The sequence below is a fragment of the Bifidobacterium sp. ESL0763 genome (genome assembly GCF_029433395.1).
Taxonomy (GTDB): Bacteria; Actinomycetota; Actinomycetes; order Actinomycetales; family Bifidobacteriaceae; genus Bifidobacterium.
Genome location: NZ_JAQTHW010000002.1, coordinates 218,645 through 241,085 on the forward strand (window position 1 = coordinate 218,645; position 22,441 = coordinate 241,085).

Annotated in this window: 16 protein-coding genes; 15 read left to right on the forward strand and 1 reads right to left on the reverse strand. The window is 66.2% G+C overall.

What is annotated here, in order from left to right; translation table 11 throughout:
- The first annotated feature begins 8 nt into the window (after positions 1 to 8).
- From PT282_RS07555 to PT282_RS01730, 3 genes are all read left to right on the forward strand, one after another.
- Positions 9 to 1,556, forward strand: coding sequence for a L,D-transpeptidase (locus PT282_RS07555; RefSeq protein ID WP_277167873.1), 1,548 nt, complete (start codon positions 9 to 11; stop codon positions 1,554 to 1,556).
- A gap of 129 nt (positions 1,557 to 1,685) precedes the next feature.
- Entirely contained in the window at positions 1,686 to 2,117 is a 432-nt protein-coding gene (gene gcvH, locus PT282_RS01725; RefSeq protein WP_277167874.1) for a glycine cleavage system protein GcvH, read from the forward strand.
- Between the two features lie 91 nt (positions 2,118 to 2,208).
- Positions 2,209 to 4,776, forward strand: a complete 2,568-nt coding sequence (locus tag PT282_RS01730; protein WP_277167875.1) for a S9 family peptidase — start codon at positions 2,209 to 2,211, stop codon at positions 4,774 to 4,776.
- 7 nt (positions 4,777 to 4,783) lie between these two features.
- On the opposite strand, the gene PT282_RS01735 is transcribed toward PT282_RS01730, so the two are convergent.
- Positions 4,784 to 5,395, reverse strand: coding sequence for a hypothetical protein (locus PT282_RS01735; RefSeq protein ID WP_277167876.1), 612 nt, complete (start codon positions 5,393 to 5,395; stop codon positions 4,784 to 4,786).
- Positions 5,396 to 5,572: 177 nt separating this feature from the next.
- On the opposite strand from PT282_RS01735, the gene PT282_RS01740 reads away from it, so the two are divergent.
- The 12 genes from PT282_RS01740 (at position 5,573) to PT282_RS01795 (ending at position 22,328) form a co-directional block, all read left to right on the forward strand.
- The gene (locus PT282_RS01740) at positions 5,573 to 6,610 is read left to right on the forward strand and encodes a 3-isopropylmalate dehydrogenase (RefSeq protein WP_277167877.1); all 1,038 of its coding nucleotides are present in this window, start codon (positions 5,573 to 5,575) and stop codon (positions 6,608 to 6,610) included.
- 20 nt (positions 6,611 to 6,630) lie between these two features.
- The gene (locus PT282_RS01745; protein ID WP_277167878.1) at positions 6,631 to 7,773 is read left to right on the forward strand and encodes a biotin/lipoate A/B protein ligase family protein; all 1,143 of its coding nucleotides are present in this window, start codon (positions 6,631 to 6,633) and stop codon (positions 7,771 to 7,773) included.
- Between the two features lie 52 nt (positions 7,774 to 7,825).
- Positions 7,826 to 8,545 (forward strand): Crp/Fnr family transcriptional regulator, encoded by a 720-nt coding sequence (locus PT282_RS01750; protein WP_277167879.1) that lies wholly within the window; start codon positions 7,826 to 7,828, stop codon positions 8,543 to 8,545.
- 189 nt (positions 8,546 to 8,734) lie between these two features.
- Entirely contained in the window at positions 8,735 to 11,038 is a 2,304-nt protein-coding gene (locus PT282_RS01755) for a transglycosylase domain-containing protein (RefSeq protein ID WP_277167880.1), read from the forward strand.
- 263 nt (positions 11,039 to 11,301) lie between these two features.
- On the forward strand, positions 11,302 to 12,126 hold the full coding sequence (locus PT282_RS01760) for a DeoR/GlpR family DNA-binding transcription regulator (protein ID WP_277167881.1): 825 nt from the start codon (positions 11,302 to 11,304) through the stop codon (positions 12,124 to 12,126).
- An 8-nt stretch (positions 12,127 to 12,134) separates the two neighbouring features.
- Complete coding sequence (locus tag PT282_RS01765; protein ID WP_277167882.1) at positions 12,135 to 13,268, forward strand: phosphate ABC transporter substrate-binding protein PstS; 1,134 nt, start codon at positions 12,135 to 12,137, stop codon at positions 13,266 to 13,268.
- A 483-nt stretch (positions 13,269 to 13,751) separates the two neighbouring features.
- The gene (locus tag PT282_RS01770; RefSeq protein ID WP_277167883.1) at positions 13,752 to 15,146 is read left to right on the forward strand and encodes an NCS2 family permease; all 1,395 of its coding nucleotides are present in this window, start codon (positions 13,752 to 13,754) and stop codon (positions 15,144 to 15,146) included.
- 442 nt (positions 15,147 to 15,588) lie between these two features.
- Positions 15,589 to 16,110: a 50S ribosomal protein L10 gene (gene rplJ, locus PT282_RS01775; RefSeq protein ID WP_277167884.1), complete on the forward strand. Its 522-nt coding sequence runs from the start codon at positions 15,589 to 15,591 to the stop codon at positions 16,108 to 16,110.
- A 128-nt stretch (positions 16,111 to 16,238) separates the two neighbouring features.
- Positions 16,239 to 16,622 (forward strand): 50S ribosomal protein L7/L12, encoded by a 384-nt coding sequence (gene rplL / locus PT282_RS01780; protein WP_277167885.1) that lies wholly within the window; start codon positions 16,239 to 16,241, stop codon positions 16,620 to 16,622.
- A gap of 293 nt (positions 16,623 to 16,915) precedes the next feature.
- Positions 16,916 to 18,475, forward strand: coding sequence for an FHA domain-containing protein (locus tag PT282_RS01785; RefSeq protein ID WP_277167886.1), 1,560 nt, complete (start codon positions 16,916 to 16,918; stop codon positions 18,473 to 18,475).
- A complete protein-coding gene (locus tag PT282_RS01790) occupies positions 18,472 to 22,107 on the forward strand; it encodes a helicase (protein ID WP_277167887.1) in 3,636 nt (1,211 codons plus the stop codon). The genes PT282_RS01785 and PT282_RS01790 overlap by 4 nt, the downstream gene beginning before the upstream one ends.
- Entirely contained in the window at positions 22,107 to 22,328 is a 222-nt protein-coding gene (locus PT282_RS01795) for a hypothetical protein (RefSeq protein ID WP_277167888.1), read from the forward strand. The genes PT282_RS01790 and PT282_RS01795 overlap by 1 nt, the downstream gene beginning before the upstream one ends.
- The last annotated feature ends 113 nt before the right edge of the window (positions 22,329 to 22,441 follow it).

Consider the following 22,441-nt stretch of genomic DNA (forward strand, 5'->3'; position numbering starts at 1 on the left):
GATTCGACGTGACAGAAGGCTACGGCGAAGGCGAGGCGTTGACTCAGCAGTTCAGCGCCGCGGAAGTGAACGCTTTGGGCGAGGGGACGCACACGGAACCCCGCAAACCCGGCGACTCCAGGAAAAAGACGACGATCATCGTCGCGGCGGCCGTGCTGGCCGTGCTCGTGGTGGCGTTCGTCGCCGCGTTCTTCACCGCGCGTTGGTACTACCAGGACAAGGCCGCCCCCGGCGTCACCCTCGGCAACGTGAAGGTCTCCGGCAAGACCGCCGCCGAGCTCAAGCCGATCGTCACCCAGCAGATCGCCGCCTCCACCGTCACCGTCCAGGACGCGCGCGGCCACAAGGTCAAGGCGACGCTGAAGGACCTCGGCGTGCAGACCAGCGTCTCCCAGACCGTCAAGGACCTGCTCGCCGCCAAGAATGGCAACGCGCTGGGGCGGGTCAATCCGTTCGCCCACGACCATGTGCCGCTGGCCGCGCAGACCAACGACCTCAGCATGCAGTCCTACCTCACCGACAAGTTCGTGGCCCCCGACAAGCGGGCCGTGCCCTCCACCATCGGCTTCGACGCCGGCCAGGGCGCGTTCGTGGCCACGCAGGGCCGCGGCGGCCGCTCGCCGAAGTCGGCCCAGGTCAAGAGCGCCGTCAACACGCTGGTCGCGCAGCCCGGCCAGGCGCAGACGGCGACCATCGGCTACGAGAACATCGACACACCCGTCTCCCTTGAGAACGCCAACCAGGCGGCCAACGAGGCCAACAAGCGCCTCAACAACCCCATCGTCATCAACAATGGCGACGCGAGCACCTTCAACGTGGCCGGCCCGCAGGTGGCGGCGTGGATCAAGCCCGACGTGGACATGGGCAAGGGCGTCATCACGCTCAAGTACGATCGCCAGGCCATCAACGACTACGCCAACACCGAGGTGCCCAAGCAGCTCAACCAGGACATGGTCTCGCAGGTCGACGTGGTCGACGACACCGGCAAGGTGCTCGCCACGATGACCAAGGGCGTGGACGGCGTGAAGGTCAAGGACGCGGCCTCGGTGGCCAAGCAGGTCTACAAGGCCCTGAGCACGGCCCAGCCCGCCACCATCCAGTCGCCGGCCGACATCGCCAAGTTCGACGTGCAGCAGAAGAAGTCGGAGTACCGCGTGGTGGTCGACAAATCCTCCCAGACCGTCTCGGTCTACAAGGGCGACCAGGTCATCAAGACCTTCCCGGTGTGCACCGGCGCCAACGGCGGCGACGAGACCGACAGCGGCAACTTCTTCATCTACCTGAAATACCGCGTGCAGGACATGCGCGGCCTCAACAGCGACGGTTCGCACTACCTCTCGCCCGGCGTGCGCTGGGTCAGCTACTTCAACGGCGGCGAGGGCTTCCACACCGCCAACTGGAACTACGGCGGCATCGCCCGCGGCGACCCGGCCCACGTGGGCTCGCACGGCTGCGTCAACATGTACGAGGCCGACGCCCAGTGGATCTACGACAACTGCCCCGAGGGCACCTTCGTACAGGTGGTGGGCAGCCAGCCCAGCGGCCCGGTGAGGTAACCGGGGGCCGGAACTGGCAGTCCGTCAGGGGCCGTCGGCGCAATGTGGCATCACGCGTGCGCGTGTCCATGTTCGCCGTCGGCTCTTTTGCGTTTCGCCGGATGCCATGCATGCGTTATTCTTAGGGCCATGAGCCAAAACGAAGAACAGAACGCCTCCGCCGCCTCCCCGATCAGCCTGGCGGTGCCCGACCATCTGCGCTATTCCGCCGACCACGTGTGGATCGACGACAGCGACGGCGAGCTGGCCGTGATCGGCCTGACCGAATACGCCGAGACCCGGATGGGCGAGCTGGTCTACGCCGACCTGCCCGAGCCCGGCACCGAAGTGCGCGCCGGCGACGAGATCGTCGAGATGGAAAGCGCCAAGTCGGTGGAGTCGCTGATCTCCCCGGTGGAGGGCACCGTGCGCTACGTCAACAGCGCGGTCGCCGACGATCCGGCGGTCATCAACAGCGACCCCTACGGCGAGGGCTGGATCCTGAAGATCGAGCTGAGCGACGACGAGCCCGACCTGCTCGACGCCGACCAGTACGCGGCGCTGCTGCCACAGGGCAAGTAGCGCGTCACCGCCGTCCGAGACCTACTTATATCCACCGGCCCGTGCCGTTCGCTGGCGTCGAATCGGCACGGGCTTCGTATAGTCTGTTCCTATGACAGACGAGCAACGCACGAACCAGGCGGCCTCCGACCATGGGCTCGACGGCAGGGCGGCCGCCGGGGCACCCCGAGCCGCAAGGATCCCCAGCGCACGCACCGCGCACGGCGACACCTTCGTCGACCCGTATGCGTGGATGCGCGACAAGGACTCGGCACGGCTGCAGGCCTACGTCGCCGGGCAGAACGACTACTTCCACGCGCGCACCGCCGGCCTGAAGGGCCTCAAGGAGACCCTGTTCGAGGAACTGCGCTCGCGCGTCAACGAGACGGACATGTCGGTGCCGATCCGCATGGACGGCTTCTGGTACTTCATCCGCATCCGGCGCGGCAGCCAGTACTCGGTGCAGTGCAGGCTGCCGATCGCCGGGCCCGACGACTGGGACCCGCCCACGATCGATGTCGAGGGCGAACCAGGGTCGATGCCGGGCGAGCAGGTCGTCTTCGACCCGAACCTCGAGGCGAAGGGGCGCCAATTCTTCACGCTGGGCGGGCTCGACCTGAGCCGTGACGGGCGCTGGATGCTCTACGGCGTCGACGTCACCGGCAACGAGCGCTACGACTTCCGCATCCGCGACCTGAACGACGGCACCGAATTGCCCGAGGTCTTCGAGGGCATCGCCGGCGCCTGCTTCACTCCCGACGCGCGCTGGGTCTTCTACACCCTGCTGGACGAGGCGTGGAGACCGTACGCGGTGATGCGCCATCGCGTCGGCACGCCGGTGGCCGAGGACGTCGAGGTCTTCCGCGAGCCGGACGAGCGCTTCTTCGTGCGCGTGGGCATGAGCTTCGACGAGCGGCACATCGTCATCGGCAGCTTCTCCAAGACCACCAGCGAGGTGCTGATGCTGCCGGCCGCGACGCCGGACGGCGAGTTCCGCGCGTTCATCCCGCGCCGGGAGGGCGTGGAATACGACGTGAGCTTCGCCCGCTTCGAAGGCGCCAGGCCCGATGGAGGCGACATCGCCGTGGCGCTGGTTTACCACAACGAGCGCAACCCCAATTTCGAGATCGACGTGATCGACCTGGCCTCGCACGAGCCGCCCTACCGGCTGGGGGAGGGCACGGTGGTGGCCGCCGGGTCGCCCTACGGCTGCGAGCACGGCGACGAGGTCGAGGCCGGGGCCGGTGCGAAACCAGTGGGCACACCCTGGCTCTCCGACAGCAATCCCGAGGTGCTGCGGGGCGAGCGCGGACTGGGCATCGAGGGCATCGCGATGCACCGGCATTTTGTGGCCCTGAGCTACCGGGCCGACGGCCTGCCGCATGTGGTGGTGATGACCAAGGAGCAGGCCACCCAGGACTATCTGGCCGGCAGGCCGTGGTCGTTCCGCCCGCTGCTGCCAGGCCGTGGCATGGTCGGGCCGGACGGGCAGGACGCACTCGGCGACGGCCATCTCTACTCCATCAACGTCGGCGGCAACCCCTCCTACCGGGCTCCCCGCATGCGTTACATCTTCTCCAGCTACACCACTCCGGCCCAGCTGCACGAGCTGGACCCCGCCACGGGCCGCGACACCCTGCTCAAGCGGGTCAGGGTGCTGGGCGACTTCGACGCCGCCGACTACCAAGAGCGCCGCGTCTGGGTGAGGGTGCGCGACGGCGAGATGGTACCTGCCTCGCTGGTGTGGAGGCCGGACCGCTGCGAACGGATGAGGGACTTCGACGCCCCGACCGGCGCCGGGGATGGCGCCGCACGGGCGCTTTCGCTGGGACTTGACGGCCGTTGGCGCTCCGGCGGCGTTCGGCTGGAAGGCGATGGCGGTCAGACGGTCGCGGGCGCGCCGATGTTCATCACCGGCTATGGCGCCTACGAGGTCAGCTCCGACCCCGGTTTCTCGGTCGGCCGGCTGAGCATGCTCGACCGTGGTGTGCTCTATGTGGTCGCCCACGTGCGTGGCGGCGGCGAGATGGGCCGCGCCTGGTACGAGCAGGGCCGCAGGCTCAACAAGCGGCGCACCTTCGAGGACTTCGTCGACGTCACCCGGGCCCTCGAGCGCGCGGGCCTGGCCGACCCTGGGCGCACGGTCGCCAACGGCGGTTCGGCGGGTGGCCTGCTGATGGGCGCGGTGGCCAACATGGCCCCCGAATGCTACGCGGGCATCGAGGCGGACGTGCCTTTCGTCGACGCGCTCACCACGATCCTCGACCCCTCGCTGCCCCTGACGGTCACCGAATGGGACGAGTGGGGCGATCCGCTGCACAGCAAGACCGTCTATGACTACATGAAGTCATATTCACCCTACGAGAACGCGCCGTTCGGCCACTGGCAGGGCGACGGCGATGACCATGATGACGGCATGGACGGTGCCGTCGATGGCGACAAATCCGTCAAGGCCTCCGGCTTCCCGCGCATCTTCGCCACCACGTCGATGAACGACACCCGGGTGCTCTACGTCGAACCGCTCAAATGGATCGCGCGCCTGCAGTCGCAGGGTGTGGACGCCATCGCGCGCATCGAGGTCGAGGCCGGCCACGGCGGCGCCTCGGGCCGCTACCACCAGTGGCGCGAGGTGAGCGAGGAGAACGCCTGGTGCCTGTCGGCGATGGGCATCGAGAAGTGAGCGGCGCCTAGCGCCGGTTGCCGCCCATGACGTCGTTGTCGGTGCCACCTGTTGTGGCTCCTGTCGTCTTGCCGGCGTCGGTGCCGCCCTTGCCGGTGGTGCCGCCGGGGTCCTTCAGGTGGCTGATCGTGTAATAGCTCAGGACCGCGGTTACCGCACCAACCCAGACCGACCCCTGCATCACGCCGCCCACGACGGCCTGCGCCGGTATCATGCCGGTGACGAAGAAGACCACGCATATCGGGATGATCACGAAGATGCCGAGCAGGCCTATCCGCTTCGGCAGGAAGAGGATGGCGGCGATCAGGCCTTTGATGTGTGGCCGCCGCCTTTGGCCCGGGTCGCTGAAGATCTGGGGGTCGCCCTGTGCTCCGGTGCCGCCGGACCCGTCCACGTCGCTCGTCGCCGCGCCATCGCCCCTGATCTCGTTGGTGTTGATGTCGAGTTGCTCGCTCTGGGAAGGCGAGACCAGGCTCACGATCGCGGGAGTCAGGAAGAACACGACGATCCAGAACACGACGGTGACCCAGAAGGCGACGGTCTGCGCGTGGCCGTGGGGAATGAAGCCGTAGACGTCGAGGTTGGAGCCCGGGATAATGCCGTCCACGCCGCTTGCCATATGCAAGGTCTCTCCTTTCGCTCGCCATTCGTCAAGGAAAGTCTAGTCCGGAGGGCGTCGCCACGGTGGATGGAGATGCGAATCGTGGGCATCGTCGGGTGATGGCTTCTGTCCCATGATGTCCATTTTTCGGACCATATAGTGGACACTTGTCGTCGGGCGCGTAGTGTCCGAAGCATGAGCACAACAAAGACATATCACATCGCCGTCATCCCCGGAGACGGCATCGGCAAGGAAATCATCCCGCCTGCCCAGCAGGTCATGGAGAAGGCCACGCAGGGTGTGGCCGACTTCGAATACGAGGACTTCGACCTCGGCGCGGAGCGCTATCTGCGCGACGGCGCGATCCTGCCCGACGAGGAGCTGGAACGCATCAAGAAGACCGATGCGATCCTGCTCGGCGCCATCGGCGACCCCCGCATCCACGCCGGCGTGCTGGAGCGCGGCCTGCTCCTGAAGCTGCGCTTCGATCTCGACCAGTACGTCAACCTGCGCCCCTCCAAGCTCTACAAAGGCGTCGAGTCGCCGCTGAAGAACCCGGGCGACATCGATTTCGTCGTCGTGCGCGAAGGCACCGAGGGCATGTACTGCGGCGTCGGCGGCGCCATCCGCAAGGACACCCCGCAGGAGGTGGCCACCGAGGTCTCCACCAACACCGCCTACGGCGTCGAGCGCGTGGTGCGTTACGCCTTCGACCTGGCGATGAAGCGCCGCAAGCACGTCACCCTGGTCCACAAGAAGAACGTGCTGACCAACGCCGGTGACATGTGGCAGCGCATCGTCGACCGCGTGGGCGCCGAATACCCCGAGGTGAGCCACGACTATCTGCACATCGACGCGACCACCATCTTCCTGGTCACCGAGCCCTCGCGCTTCGACGTGATCCTGACCGACAACCTCTTCGGCGACATCATCACCGACGAGGCGGGCGCCGTGGTCGGCGGCGTCGGCTATTCCGCTTCCGGCTGCATCAACGCCAGCGACGAATACCCCTCGATGTTCGAGCCCATCCACGGTTCCGCTCCCGACATCGCGGGCAAGGGCATCGCCAACCCGACAGCCACTATCCTCTCCACCGCGATGCTGCTGCGCCACCTGGGCATGGACGAGCCGGCCGCGCGCATCGAGAAGGTCGTAGAGGACGATATCGCCGAAAACGCGCAGAAGCGGCGCACCACCGACGAGGTCGGGCGCGACATCCTCGCCCGCCTCTAACGCTCCTATAATCGGGCCCTATGAGGTGGCGCGGCGAATACAAGGTCCCCGGCGGCAAGCTGGTGGCGGTCGGCATAGCCGAAGACAGGGCCGGGAAGGTGGCCTCCTGCGCGATCGACGGTGACTTCTTCGTCGACACCACCGACGACGCCGACGCGCAGGAGCTGCTCGAAGGGCTCGGTGCCGCCTTGGTGAGCGGTTCGTCGCTGGACGACGTCTTCGCCGCTCACCCGGCCACCCGGCTGGTGGGCACCGACGCCCATGCATTGCGTGAGGCCTATCGCCGGGCCAAGGCGAAGGCGGATGGCGCGCATGGCGCAACACATGGGGCTTCGGACGCAAAGCGCGTTTCACTTTCCGCAAACTTTCATGGGTCGAATGCCGGCGATATGCGGTGTTCCGGAGACAGAAAAGACGCCGGTGTCGGAAAACGTAAAATTTTACGTCAATGGCATGCGCGCTGGAATTCGCTGGGCCCCGAAGTCGTGGTCGACGTCCCGCGAAGCCCCGCCGGGCAGATGCGCACCGACGAGCTCTGGGCGCGCCAGGTAGCCGACGGATCGAGGCCCGCCACCCTCCGGTTCTGGCACTGGTCGGGCCCGGCCGTGGTCATCGGGCGCTTCCAGTCCGCCGCCGACGAGGTCGACCTCGACGAGGCCGGGCGCGAGGGCTTCGCGGTGGTCAGGCGCTCGACGGGAGGCGGCGCGATGTTCGTCGAACCGGCCAACGTCATCACCTTCTCGCTCTATGTCCCCGCGCCCTTTCTCGCCGACATGAGCGTGACGGACTCCTACGCGTTCCTCGACATGTGGCTTATCGACGCCCTGAGGGATATGGGGCTGGACGTGGGCCGGTCGGGGATGAACGACATCGCCTCGCCCCGCGGCAAGATCGGCGGCGCGGCGCAGCGCAGGTACCCTTCCTCCGGCGGCGGTCCCGGCGCGGTGCTGCACCACGTCACCCTCTCCTACGACATCGATGCAAGCAAGATGGCCAGGGTGCTCAGGATCTCGGAGGAGAAGAGGAGCGACAAGGCCGTAAAATCGGCCGTAAAATCCGTCGACCCGCTCGCACGGCAAACCGGCATGACCCGCGAGACGATTCTCGCCAGCCTAGTCTCCAGTGCGTCAAGACGTTACAATATGAATAGAAGACTGAATTAGCGGATACCAACGTATGCCACGTACTTTCCCATGGACGCCATCTGGAGGTGTGATGATCGTGACGAAACCGAACGAGATTTCGGAAGAAAAGAACGAGCTGCTGCAGACGGCTCTGTTCAAGCATGTCTCTCCCGGCGACGCGGAAGAGCTGATGCCCCATATGAAGCACGCGCAGTTCGACAAGAACGGCATTATCTTCCGCGAGGGGTCCACGGACCAGCGCATGTACATCCTCGAGCGCGGCAGGGTCAAGCTCATCCGCGAGGCGAGCGACAACCGCATCCAGCTGCTGAGCATCCACACCCGTGGCGAGTTCCTCGGCGAGATCCCGGTCTTCGACCCCTCCGGCGGCCCCCGTACCGCCTCGGCCGTCGCCATGCGCAACGGCACCCAGGTCGGCTGGATCGAGCACGACACCCTCTTCGCGTGGCTCAACAAGCATCCGCGCGTGGCCGTCGACATGCTGCAGGTGATGGCCAACCGCATGCGCGCCAACAACGAGCAGATCTCCGACCTGGTCTTCATGGACGTGCCCGCTCGCCTGGCCAAGACGCTGCTCGACCTGGCCACCCGCTTCGGCGAGCCGGTCGAGGCCGGCGTGAAGGTGCCCCACGACCTCACCCAGGAGGAGATGGCCCAGCTGGTCGGCTCCTCGCGCGAGACGGTCAACAAGGCGCTCATGGACTTCGCCAACCGCGGCTGGATCGCCCGCGACGGCCGCGCCATCATCATCTACCAGCCCGGCATGCTCATCAGGCGCTCGCGCCACTGAGCCGGAACACGTCGGTCATATGGGCCCGTCGCATTCACGCGGCGGGCCTTTTCGTATCCCTTGCACGGTCCGGATACGGGGCGCGCCGGCTTCCAGCGAATACCCAGACTCTCCGTCGACGCTTTCGCCTCCAAGGCGGGCGCGGCGAGGGGGCGGGGCCGGTAGAGGCGGTCCTTTAGAATGAGACGCATGTCTGAATCGAATAATCTCACCGTGCGACGTGTGCTCGCACTGCTGCTGACCTACGTCACGCTGTGCTTCGCCGGTGGTGTCGTCGGTGGATTGTTCTTCGTGCCGGGTGTGATCGGCGCCAACCACGTGGCCAGGGCCATCGTCCCCTCGCTGAAGATCGAGGGCATCGACTTCGATGTGACGAGCCTGCCGCAGCGTTCCACGCTCTACGCCTCCGACGGGACCACCGTCATCGCCTCCTTCTACGCGCAGAACCGCACCGTGGTGCCGCTGCGCAAGATCTCGCAGCCCATGCAGCAGGCCGTGGTGGCCCGCGAGGACCGCCGCTTCTTCGAGCACGCCGGCGTCGACGTGCAGGGCGTGCTCAGGGCCTTCATCCAGACCTTCGTCAAGCACGGGGCCACCCAGGGCGGCTCCTCGCTCACCCAGCAGTACGTCAAGAACGCGCTGATGGTGCAGGCCCGTGAGGACGACGACCCCATCGCCGAATACCACGCCTCCGAGGAGACGATCGCGCGAAAGGTGCGCGAGATGCTCATCGCCGTGCAGATCGAGAAGCAGTACTCCAAGGCCGAGATCCTGCAGGGCTACCTCAACATCGCCCAGTTCGGCAGCAACAACCTCTACGGCGTCGAGACGGCGGCGAAGCGCTACTTCGGCGTCTCCGCGGCCGACCTCAACATCGGCCAGGCCGCCACCATCGCGGCCATCACCAAGAACCCGTCGCAGTACGACCCCTCGATTCCCGAAAACCAGCCCGAGGCGCAGAAGCAGCGCAACATCGTGCTCGACCTCATGCTCCAGCAGGGCTTCATCTCGCAGTCCGACCACGACAAGTTCCACGACCAGCCCATCCAGCAGACGCTGAACCTGCAGGACAACACCACCAACATCGGCTGCCAGTCCGCCGGCGACGCCGCGTTCTTCTGCGACTACGTCACCAAGCAGATCCTCAATTCCCCCGAGTTCGGCAAGACCACCACGGAGCGCAACCGGCTGCTGACCGAGGGTGGGCTCAACATCTACACCACCATGGACGTGCACGCCAACGCCGACGCCATGTCGGCCGCCAGGGACACGATCCCCGTCGACGATCCGAGCCACTTCGAGGTGACCATGGCCTCCATCAAGCCAGGCACCGGCGAGGTGCTGGGCTTCGGCATCAACCGCATCTACGACGCCACCGACGCCGCCAAGGGCAGCGAGGAGCGCACCGCGGTCAACTACGCGGTCGACGAGAAGGACGGCGGCGGCACCGGCTGGGGCGTCGGCTCCACCTGGAAGCCGATCAATATGGTCGCCTGGATGGAACAGGGCAAGCCGATCACCCAGCAGCTGCGCCTGAGCACCTACTACCCGGTCGGCTCGTTCTCGTGCGCCAACTATCCGGGCCAGTCCTTCGGCTGGAACGTGCACAACTCCGAGGGCGGCAGCGCCAGCGTCGAGTCGCCGCTGCAGGGCCTCATCCGCTCGCACAACACCACCCAGGCGGGCATGACCCAGCAGATCGGCCTGTGCTCGGTGGCCGACGCGGCCAAGCAGATGGGCTACCACAACGCCTCGCTGGCCAACTCCGACATCACCACGCCCGCCACCTTGGCCGCGCTCAACGGCCCCATGGTCATCGGCTCGGTCAACGCCGACCCGCTCACCATGGCCAACGTCTACGCCACCATCGGCGCCAACGGCGTGGAGTGCACGCCCATCGCGCTCAAGAAGGTCATCTCCAAGTCGGGCAAGTCCCTGAAGGTGCCCAGCGCCAACTGCCACCAGGCCATCTCGCCCGAGATCGCGCAGACCACCGCCTACGCGCTCAACCAGGGCGTGGTCCAGCCGGGAGGCGAGGCGTCGATGACCCAGCTCGACGGCGGGCGCAAGACCTTCGCCAAGACGGGCACCAACGAGGACACCTACATGACCACGGCCGGCTTCGTGCCCAACCAGGTGGCCACCTTCGTCACCGTCGGCAACGCCGAGCACCAGGAGAGCTTCAACGGCAAGGTCATCAACCACAAGGCCTACGGCACCTGGTACGGCATGTACATCGCCACCCCGGCGTGGAAGGAGTTCATGAACCGCTACCTCGCCGACGCCGGCATCCCCATCGACAACAACTACGGCAACGCCGACCCGAAGTACATGAGCGGAGGCTCGTCGTCGACCTACGGCGGCACGTCGGGCAACACCTTCGGCAACAACAACTACACGATGACCAACGGCAATCGCAACATGAACGTGGCGCCCAACGCCAACGTTACCGGCGGCAACACCTTGGGCCAGACCACCGTGCCCGGGCAATAGTCGGGGCACTCGCAAGCGCCGTGCGGCCCTCTTCCTTCTTTGGAGGGGTGGCCGCACGGCGTTTTTGTTTTCCGCGCCAGGCCGCGATCCGCCGTCCCGGGTATGGCTGGCCCGGTGGCACGCGTCCGCAGGTGTGCCGTGAACCGGGCACCGCGTGAGCTTTTGTGCATCGATTTCGTGAAGATGTTCGTAACCCCGGATTTCGGCGTCCGAAACGCTCAATCGAGTTTGTTTCCTGCGCCTATTTGTGCGATACTGTGCGCATGATTTCTTCACAGAGGCAGCATCTCATCCTCAGCAGGCTGCGCACCCGCGGCGCCGTGCGCATCACCGCATTGTCCAAGGAACTGGGCGTCTCGGCCATGACCGTGCGCCGCGACATCACCGACCTGGCCGACAAGGGCCTGCTCAAGCGCGTGCACGGGGGAGCGGTGACCACCAGCGCCCTGCTGAGCGAGCCGCTGTTCTCGGTGAAGTCCCAGATGGACATCGGTCTGAAGGACTCGATCGCCCGCGAGGCCGTGAAATACGTGGCCCCCGGCGACGTGGTCGCCATCGGTGGCGGCACCACCTCCTACATCTTCGCCCAGCACCTGCTGGAGTCGCAGCGCGCCAGCGGCATCACCATCCTCACTAACTCCATCCCCGTCGCCGAGCTTGTGCAGGCGCTGGAGTCCAAGGACGTCGAGGTCATCGTCACCGGCGGTGTCATCACCCGCTCCAACTCGCTGGTCGGCCCCATCGCCGACAAGGTCATCGAATCGCTGCGCGTCAACACCGTCTTCCTGGGCACCCACTCCGTCTCCGTGCCCCGCGGCTTCCTGATGCCCAACTCGCTCGAGGCGGCCACCGACATGTCGATGATGGACATTGCCGACAAGACCGTGATCCTGAGCGACCACACCAAGTGGAGCTGCACCTCGCTCTCCCTCTTCGCACGCTTCGACCAGGTCGACACCCTCATCACCGACGACGGGCTCGACCCGGCCTCGCTTGCCGAGACCAAGAAGCTGGTCAACAACCTCGTCGTCACCCACCAGAACGCCGAAGGCAACGGCAAGGACGGGGCCAAGGACGCCAAGGAGTAGCGCCGAAGATGAACAGCAACATCGTCTCCCATGCTCCCCGGCGCCTCGTCGCGCTGCTGTGCGCGCTGCTGATGGGCGTCTCGCTGGCCGCCTGCGGCGCCGGTTCCGCCGCGTCCCCTGGCGCCACGGGCCGCCGCGCCACGAAGGTCTCCGGCCAGTTCCACGGCGCGGGCGCCTCGTCGCAGTCGGTGGCGAGCGGCGCGTGGATCGACGACTACCAGCATAGGAACCGCGGCGCGCAGGTCGCCTACAATCCCTCGGGCTCGGGCGCGGGCGTCGACACCTTCCTCACCGGCGCGATCGCATGGGCCGGCACCGACACCCCGCTGAGTGACGAGCAGATCGCCCAATCGCAGTCGGTCTGCAAGTCCGGCACCGCCTTCGAGGTGCCGGTCTACCTCGCGCCGATCGCCGTGATGTTCAATCTCAAGGGCATCTCGGGCACCGACCGGCACCTGAACATCGACGCCGCAACCCTGGCCGCCATCTTCGACGGCAGGATCGCCAACTGGAACGACGAGGCCATCAAGAGCCAGAACCCCAAGGTCACGCTGCCCAACGAGCCCATCACCGTGGTGCACCGCTCCGACCGGTCCGGCACCACCATGAACCTCACCGGCTATCTGAGGGCCACCGCAGGCGACGGCTGGCCGTACGAGGCGCAGGAGAGCTGGCCCAACGGCGTCGGCCAGGGAGCCAAGGGCTCCGGCGGGGTGATCGACGCCATCGAACGGACCAACGGCTCCATCGGCTATGCCGAAGCCCCGAAGGCCGCCAACCTCGGCACCATGAGCCTCAAGGTCGGCTCGGACTACGTGGCCTACACCCCGGAGGCCGCCGCGGCCACGGCCGACGCCTCGCCGGTGCGTCAGATGCCCCGGTCGAGCAGGCGCGTGGTGGTCGACGTGGACTACCGCACCCAGGCCAAGGGCAGCTATCCGCTCGTCTCCGTCTCCTACGCCGTGGCGTGCCCGGCCTACAAGGACGCGGCCACCGGCAGGTTCGTCAACTCGTGGCTGGGCTATCTCGTCAGCGCCAGGGGCCAGAAGACGGCGGCCGACAGCACCGGCTCGGCGGCGTTGGGCGGCGACCTGACGCGCAGGGCGGCGAAATCGGTCGCCACCATACAGGCGAGGGGCTGAGAGCGAGGCGTCGTCGCGCTCGTCGCGATGCCGCGTGGCGCGGTCGTTGGGGGCGTCCCTGGCCGGCATCGCCAAGCCGGCGCGAACATCGGAATCCCAACGCGTCAGGCGTGGCATCCGCGGTGGCGCGAATCCGGTGATTCCGGCACTTTGGCGAGGCATTGCCATGGCGGCGTCGCGCGAATCGCGCCGGATTCGTGCCATCGAAACGGCCGTTTCGGGACATGCCACCGGTGAACTAGTGTAAAAAGATTTTTTGATACAAAATCATACCAGACACGCCGAATAAACTTGTTCGCCCAGGGTGTTATATTGGCTTGTGTCCACGGAAACGTGGGCGAGTCGCAGCAACCTCCGTATCGTCAATTCATCTATCAACAGTAAGTGAAGTCGTCGGTTTGCAGTGGTAACGCTCCTTGAGCCGACCGCCCGCTTTTCCCATAGCTCTGGCCTGGCGATGCACAAACCAAGGAAGAGAGAGCGATGGACAAGTTCTTCCATCTCAAAGAGAATCACACCACGGTATCCACCGAAATCACGGCGGGCATCACCACGTTCTTCGCGATGAGCTACATCATCGTCGTCAACCCCCAGGTCCTGAGCACCACCGGCATGCCGTGGGGCGCCGTGTTCCTGGCCACCATCATTGCCTCCATCGTCGGCACGCTCGTCATGGGACTCTTCGCCAACGTCCCCTACGCCCAGTCCGCCAGCATGGGCCTCAACGCCTTCTTCGCCTACACCGTGTGCGCCGGCCTCGGCTTCACCTGGCAGGAGACGCTGTGCATGACCTTCCTGTGCGGCCTGATCAACATCCTGATCACCGTCACCTCCATCCGCAAGCTCGTCATCGCCTGCATCCCCGAGTCCCTGCAGCACGCCATCGGCGGCGGCATCGGCCTGTTCGTGATGTACGTCGGCATGCTCAACGTCGGCTTCATCTCCTTCACCCCCGGCGACCCGAAGGCCGCGGCCAAGGGCGGTCCGATCGACGCGACTCCCGGCCTGGCCACGCTCAACACCCCGGCGCTCTGGGTCTTCCTCATCGGCCTGGCCATCGCCATCGTGCTCACCCTGCTCAACGTCCGCGGCTCGCTGCTGATCGCCATCATCGCCGCCGCGCTCATCGGCATCCCCTTCGGCATCACCAACATGAGCCACGCGGTCTCCATCTCCGACACCTTCGCCCAGCTGCCCACCACGTTCCTGGCCATCTTCAGCCCGCAGGGCTTCCCGTCGCTCTTCGGCGACCTCGGCCGCCTGCCGCTGGTGATCGTCACCATCTTCGCCTTCTCCATGTCCGACACCTTCGACACCATCGGCACCTTCGTGGGCACCGGCCGCAAGACCGGCATCTTCTCCGACGAGGACATCAGGAACATGGCCAACGGCAAGGGCTTCAGCTCCAAGATGGACAAGGCCCTCTTCGCCGACTCCATCGCCACCTCCATCGGCGGCCTGTTCGGCACCTCCAACGTCACCACCTACGTCGAGTCCTCCGCGGGCATCGCCGCCGGCGGCCGCACCGGCCTGACCAGCGTCACCGTCTCGGTGTGCTTCCTCATCTCGATGTTCCTCTCACCGCTGGTCTCCGCCATCCCGTCCGCCGCCACCGCCGGCACCCTGGTCGTGGTCGGCTGCATGATGGCCTCCAGCCTGAAGGAAGTGCAGTGGAACGACCTGGCCGAGGCGATCCCGGCGCTCTTCGCCTCCGTGTTCATGGCGCTGTCCTACTCCATCTCCTACGGCATCGCCGCGGGTTTCATCATGTACTGCCTGGTGAAGATCTGCAAGAAGCAGGTCAAGGAGATCCACCCGGTGATGTGGGTGGTCACCATCCTCTTCATCCTCGACTTCGCCCTGCAGGCCGTGCTGTAAGGCTGTCGCCCGTAGCTGGTCCGAAGCGTCGAAAAGCAGATTCTTCGGTCGTTCGTTCTGCTTTTCGACGCTGGCTGTCAACCCCGTGCGTCGAAAAGCAGGGTTTTGGACCGATAGTTCTGCTTTTCGACGCATCCGTCCAGCGGTCTGACGATGCGCGTGTCGCGAAGTCGGGCCGCTTCCGTATACTTTCCATTTGTAAACCACAGACCGTTGGTTAGGGCCGCAAGGTCCTCGAAGTTTGGTTCGCCAAGCCAGCATAGGTTGAACAAGATGAATGTTCCTTGCAAAAGGGACAGGCCATGAGAATGGCGTGATTGTTGCTCTGCCTGTGCGCAGGGCATTTTTTATTGGTGGATGCGATTACCGCATCAAACGATATCGCCCGGAACGCCGAAGCGTCCGATCTTCCCGATCAATGGTCGACTCAGGAAGGAACGCCATGAAAAGGCCCGATAAGGCAAAGGTGATCGAGGAGCTCACGGATCAATTCCGTGACGCCGACGCGGTCTACCTCACCGAGTACCGCGGGCTTACCGTTCCGCAGATCTCCGATCTGCGCGAAAAGCTAGGCCGCGATACTTCCTACTCAGTGGCTAAGAACACGCTCGCTCGCATCGCCGCCAAGGAGGCTGGGTACGAGGGCTTCGATGAAGCGCTCTCCGGCCCCTCCGCAATCACCTTCGTGAAGGGTGACTACGTCGAGGCTGCGAAGGTCCTGCGTGACTTCGCCAAGAAAAACAAGGCCCTCGTCATCAAGGGTGGTTTCGCAGACGGAACCATGTACGATGCCGAAGGCTTCCAGAAGCTCGCGAGCCTCAAGTCCCGCGACACGCTGCTGGCGGAAATGGCCGGAGACCTCAAGGAATCCATGGCCAAGGCCGCCCGTACCTTCGCCGCGCTGCCCACCAAGGCCGTGCGTACGATCGACGCGCTGCGCGAAAAGCAGGAGAAGGCCGCCTGATTGCCCGTGGCCTTTGGCCGCGCGGGAATCCGGTGTTCGGATCCATCTGGAAAACAAACAAACAAAAGAATTTTTCGGTGACGGAACCACAACAATCATCCGCCGCCAGATAAGAAAGGAAGCCTATTATGGCTAAGCTCTCAAGCGATGAGCTCCTCGACGCGTTCAAGGAAATGACCCTGGTTGAACTCTCCGACTTCGTCAAGAAGTTCGAGGACGAGTTCGATGTCGAAGCCGCCGCTCCGGCCATGGCCGTTGCCGCCGCTCCGGCCGCCGGCGCTGGCGATGGCGCCGAAGAGAAGAGCGAGTTCGATGTCGTGCTCTCCTCCTTCGGTGACAAGAAGATCCAGGTCATCAAGGTCGTCAAGACCCTGACCGGCAAGGGCCTCGCCGACGCCAAGAAGCTGGTTGACGGCGCTCCCGCCACCATCCTCGAGAAGGCCAAGAAGGACGACGCCGAGAAGGCAAAGTCCCAGCTCGAAGAGGCCGGCGCCACCGTCGAACTCAAGTAGTTTTCCTTCTCGCCCCGAAGGACTCGCTCTCCGTTTGCGCACGTGCGCGGCGGCGTGAGTCCCCAAGCGAAGAAAACGAACCCCCGTATCGCATTGCGCTGCGGGGGTTTGTTCGTTTTGGCGCGTAAGGTGGCAGTGGAAGCACGGCCGATTCGCGCGGACGGCGTCGCAAGCGCCCATATCGTCAGGGCCGTGCGAAAAAGTTGTCAATGTAATGGCGTTGGCGTGACGAGAACCCGCAAGGCGTGGCAGAATGGCCATGAGTGCGTACAGGTGACAGGAGGCCAGTGAAAGTGGCAGATCAACGAACCGCTGGGCGGTGGGTCATCAAGGTCAACGGCGGCGTGCAGGTCGGCGTGGGCCCGGGCGAGGACGTCGAGATCGGGCGTCACCCGTTGAGACCGTTGGCCGACGACGGCCACAAGCGCGTCGAGATCGTCGATGCCACACGATCGATGTCGAAGCGCCATGCGCTCTTCGCGGTGGGCCAGGATGGCTCGGCCACCCTCGAGGACCGCAACTCCACCAACGGCACCTACCTGGTCGGCCAGGACGGCAACCTCACCAGGCTGGCGGCCAAGAAGCCCTTCGCGCTGCAGACCTCGCCGATGAGGATGCAGCTGGGCGACGTGGCAGTGGACTTCGTGAAGGTCGAGGCCGACGACGGGTTCGGCGACGACGAGCCGGGCAATCCGGTCACCGACCTCTTCGACTATGCCGCCAGCCATGCCGACGACGAACCGATGCCCGAGAACATGTCGGTGGACGACATCCTCAACCTGCGTGCCGGCGAGCCCACCACCGCGTTCAAGGCCGCCGACGTGGCCGAGGCCGCGAAGGCCGGCCAGGACGGCAAGAGGCAGACGCGGGACGGCGGAAACGACGGAACCGAAGCCGGATCCGCGGTTTCCGGCAACGCCAAGGAGGCGGAGAGCCAGAAGGTGGTCGACAGCATCGCCCTGGACGTCAAGCCCGCCCAAGCCGCGGCCCCGGTCGAGCCACGCGACCTCTTCCAGGACGCCCTCGAGCAGGAGGCGCAGCCGCAGCAGGCAGTGCAGTCCCAGCAATCCGCGCAGGTCCACCAGCAGGCCGCGCAGGCACCACAGACCTCGCAGGCGGGCATGACCGGCGATGCCGCGGCTGCGGCCCAGCAGGCGACGCCCTCGGTCTCCCTGCCCGAGCGCCACAACGACGCGGAGCGGCCCCAGGCCTCACAGCCGGCGCGGCAACCCGCCCAACAGCCCGTGCAAACCACCCAGCCGGTGCAATCCGCGCAGCCGACGCAGAACCAGCAGGTTCAGGCGGCCCAGACCGCGCAGCCGACGCAGGGCCAGCAGGCTCAGGCTCCGATCAACGCCGACTACCAGCCAGCGGCGCAGGCCCAACGGCAGGATGCCCCGCAAGGCATGTTCAAGCCGATGTACGCCCAGGCGCCGGCCGGCCAGTCCGGCCAGGTGCGCGAGGACGCGGGCGAACGCAACCGTTTCATGCGGCCCGAGCCCCACAACGATGCGACGCCGCAAGCCGCCAATGCCAACGCCTTCGAGCCGGCCTTCGAACCCGGATCCGTCTTCGAGAAGGTCTCCAAGGGTGAGTTCGACAAGCCCGACCAGGCGATCGAGGTCGACGGGCTCAACTCCAACGACGCCAAGGTGACCACCGATTTCGCCCTCCAGTTCGAGATGGCGAAGCACCCCGAGCTTCTGCCTTTCCTGGCGATGAATCCCGGGCTCTACGACGATCTGTACGCGTGGCTGGGGTCGCTGGGCAACCAGGACATCGACTCCGCGTTATCTCATAATTCCGGCTACGACGACTACCGGCAAGCGCAAGGGACGGGAATGCAAGCATGAACGACAACAGCAACAGCGCCAATGGCAAAAGCGTCAACGGCATCGAGAAGATGACCCAGTGGTATGAGGAATACCGCAAGGGGCTGAGCCCCTCGCCCCTGCAGGACGTCAGCCAGCTCGCCGCGCAACTCGACCTGACCCACGCCCATCCCTCCGGCATCGCCCAGCTCTTCGCCAGCGGACACACCACCCTCGCCTCGCTCTTCCGCGACACCGGCATGCTGCGCGCCGCGGGCCGCAGGCTCGAACGGGTGCTTGACGACAAGGCCGCCAAGACCAGGATCTCCGGGGTGGCCGAGCTGTCGATGGTGGTCGGCGTGGCCACGTGGAAGGGCAACGGTGTGCCCGTCCTGCTCTATCCGGTCGATGCGGTCCGCAAGGCCGGCGGACGCGAGACCGACGCCACCATCCGCTTCACCGGCCACGTGGGCCTGAACCCGGCCTTCGCCACCGCGATGCGCGCCGAGCACGTCGACATCGACGAGGCCGCGCTCTTCGACGGCTCCAACTACGAGAGCGGCACCCCCGACACTTCGGCCGTCTTCGCCGCCATCACCGCCCTGGCCCGCCACGAGCTCGCCGACTTCGACATCGAACGCGACATCGTGCTCGGCTGCTTCATGGACCCGGCCACCAAGATGACCGCCGAGGGCCAGCGGATCATCGACGTCCTCAGGCGTGGCCAGTCCGGCAACACCATCCTCGAGGCGATGGCCGGCGACGCCAAGGCGGTCGAACGCCTACGGGGCGGCGCGCTGCCGCAGTTCAGCCCCTTCGACGACGACCCGCACAACGAGCACGCCGCCGGCGACGTCGACAACGTGATGCGCTACGCCGGCAACCTCGTCTCGCAGGGTCATTCGCTTTTCGTCAACAGCGACAGCTCCAACGACACCGCCCTGCAGGCCGCCTCGATCGCCTCGCGCTGCGTGGCCGCCAACCGCTCGGTGCTCTATGTGCCGGCCGTGGCCCAGCAGAAGAAGCGTTTCGTCAAGCAGATGGACTCTTTCCAGCTCGGCGACCGTGTGCTCGACATGGCCGACCCCGCCGCCACGGCGAACCTCGACAAGCAGCTCATTGCCGCCGTCGGCTTCCAGCCCGGCGTCTCCACCTCGCGCTTCGACCAGCTCTCCGACGAGCTGGTGGGCGTGCGCTCGCGGCTGACCCGCTACCTGGGCGACCTGCACGGCGTGAGCAAGGAATGGGGCGTCTCGGCCTACCAGACCATCCAGAACCTGGCGAGCATCGCCAACATGCCCACCCATCCGGCCACCCGCGTGCGCCTGGGCAAGGACGCCGCGCGCGCCATCGCCCCGCATATGGACGAGTGGGCGAAGAAGCTGCGCCGCGCCGGCCAGTTCGGCGAGTTCAGCGTGGGCCCCGAGGACACGGTGTGGTACGGCGCCTCGCTGTTCAGCGAGGAGGAGGCGGTCAGCGCCTACCAGAGCGTCGAGGACCTGCTGCAACGCCTGCTGCCGGCCATGCGCGAGGAGGTCGTCTCCACCTCCGAGACCTGCGGGTTCCCGGTGCCGGCCACCGTCCAGGAATGGTGCGGCCACGTCAAGGTCCTGAAGAACCTACGCCGCGTGCTCGACGTCTTCCAGCCCGAGATCTTCGAGCGCGACATCAACGCCATGATCGAGGCCTCCAAGCCCAAGGAGCAACGCAAGGCCGAAGGGACGAGCATGGGCTTCTGGGAGCGCCGCCGCCACGTCAAGGAGGCCAGGAGTCTGCTGCGCGCCGGCGCCCAGGTCGGCGACCTGCACGAGGCGCTGAAGGTCGTCTCCAAGCAGGCCGACCAGTGGCGCGCGCTGGTGCCCCACGGCGGCTGGCCCGTGCTGCCCGCCAAGCTCGACGAGATCGTCGAGACGCGCGAGGCGCTGATGCGCGACGTCACCGCGCTCGACGCCGTGCTCTCCACCACCGTCGAGGGCGGCAACCTGCAGGCCGTTCCGATCGAGCGTCTCGAGAAGAGGCTCAAGGACCTCTACGCCGACCGTCTGGCCCTCGACACGCTTCCGGGCCGCGCCCGCCTCGAGCGCGAGTTCCGCGGCGCCGGCCTGAGCGAGCTCATCGACGACCTGCGCGCCAGGCATGTGGACACGCAGGGCGTGGAGGGCGAGCTGCAGCTGTCGTGGTGGACCACTGTCTTCGAGGACATCGTGCGTTCCTCGGCCATCATCTCCAACCAGGACGGTTCCGCGCTGCAGTCGGCCGCCAACCGCTTCGCGCAGGTGGACGCCGAACACGTCGATTCCATCGGCCCCATGATCGGCCAGGAATCCATGCGCCGGCTGTGCGACCTGCTCTTCTCGCACACCCAGGAGGCCAACCAGCTGCACACGCTGCTGGCCAGCCACTCCCGTGTGCCGCTGCAACGCGTGCGCCGCGACCACGGCCAGATCCTCGCCGCGGCCAAGCCCGTCATCGTGGCCACGCCCTCCGCGCTCGTGGTGTTGAGCGATCCGCAGCCCCTCGCCGACGTCGTCATCGTCGACGCGGCGGCCCACATGCCCTCGCTCTCCCTGCTGGCCATTCTCAGCCGCGCCCGGCAGGTCGTGGTGCTGGCCCACCGCGACACGGTGACCTCGCCGGCGGTGCGCACGCTGATCGACATCCTTCCCGAGGTTGACATCGAACCGCAGCCGGTGCGCCGCGACCCGCGTCTGGCCCTCTTCCTCTCCCAGCATGGCTACGGCCGCATCCGCCGCGACGTGGCCACCGAGGCGATGCAGGGCGCCGTGAGCTTCCACCGCGTCAAGGCCAACGGCGTGCCCGTGCTCTCGACCGGACTGGTGGAGAGCAGCCAGCAGGAGATCGACGAGGTGATCGCCACCATCAAGCGCCGCGCCAAGGGCTTCAGCGTCATCCCCACCGACTACCTGCTTGTGGTCGTCACCCTCACCTCCGTCTTCCGCACCAGGCTGGGCGCCGAGCTCAAGTCCCTGTCGCTCAAGGACGAGTCCATGGCCCGCTTCCTGCGCCACGTGCGCCTGATCGGCGTCGACGAGGTCGCCGGCTGCAAGGCCACCGACGTCATCCTCTCGCTGTGCTTCGCCAAGACCGCTCACGGCCGCCTGCTCCAGCAGTTCGGCTCGCTGGAGGGCGAGGGCGGCGACGGCAAGCTGCTCGACGCCCTGGCCCTGGCCGAGCGCAACCTCGACATCGTCTCGGCCTTCGGCTCCTCGGACATGGAGGACGACCGCCTGCACCAGTCCGGTCCGAAGCTGCTCAAGGTGGTGCTTCAGTGGGCCGAGAAGCTGGGTCGCCAGCTCGTCCGTCCGTCGGTCAAGGCCGATTGCGACAACGTGCTCTTCAACGATCTGGCCCGCCGTATCAAGGCCCGTGGGCTCAAGGTCGCCGTCGACTACGGCTTCGACGGTGGCGGCATGCGCATCCCGCTGGTCGTCGGCCTCAAGGACAAGCCCTTCTCGCTGGCGGTGCTGAGCGACGACGCCGCCTTCATGGGCGTGCAGTCCACCCGTAAGCGCCACCGCGTCCTCGCCCACCAGCTCGAAAGCCTCGGCTGGTCGGTCATGGACGTCTGGAGCGTCGGCGCCTTCGTCAATCCCGACAAGGAAGTGGACCGCGTCGTCTCGCAGATCGGGGAGATCTACCGGGAGGTGCGTTGATGGGCGGCTACGACCCGACCCGTCGCTCCGCCCGCCGTCACCATCGCGTCACGCGCGAGGGCTCCGAGCGTTTCGACGTCGACGAGGCCGACCTCGGCCTGACCGGGGTCGAGGAGTCGGGCGTCGAAGGCTCCAAGGACGCCAGAAGCCGTGACGACGACGCCCGCATCCTGCGCGAGCTGCCGCCGCACTGGGGCATCTTCAGCGAGCGGGGCGCCTAGCGCTTTCGGGCATCGGCCGTGCCGTGGTTGTGGCTGCGCTCATCCTCCTTTCACCGTGGCGTCCCGGCGATGCCATGGTTATGTTTTCCCAAGCGGACCGACCCATGCCGGTC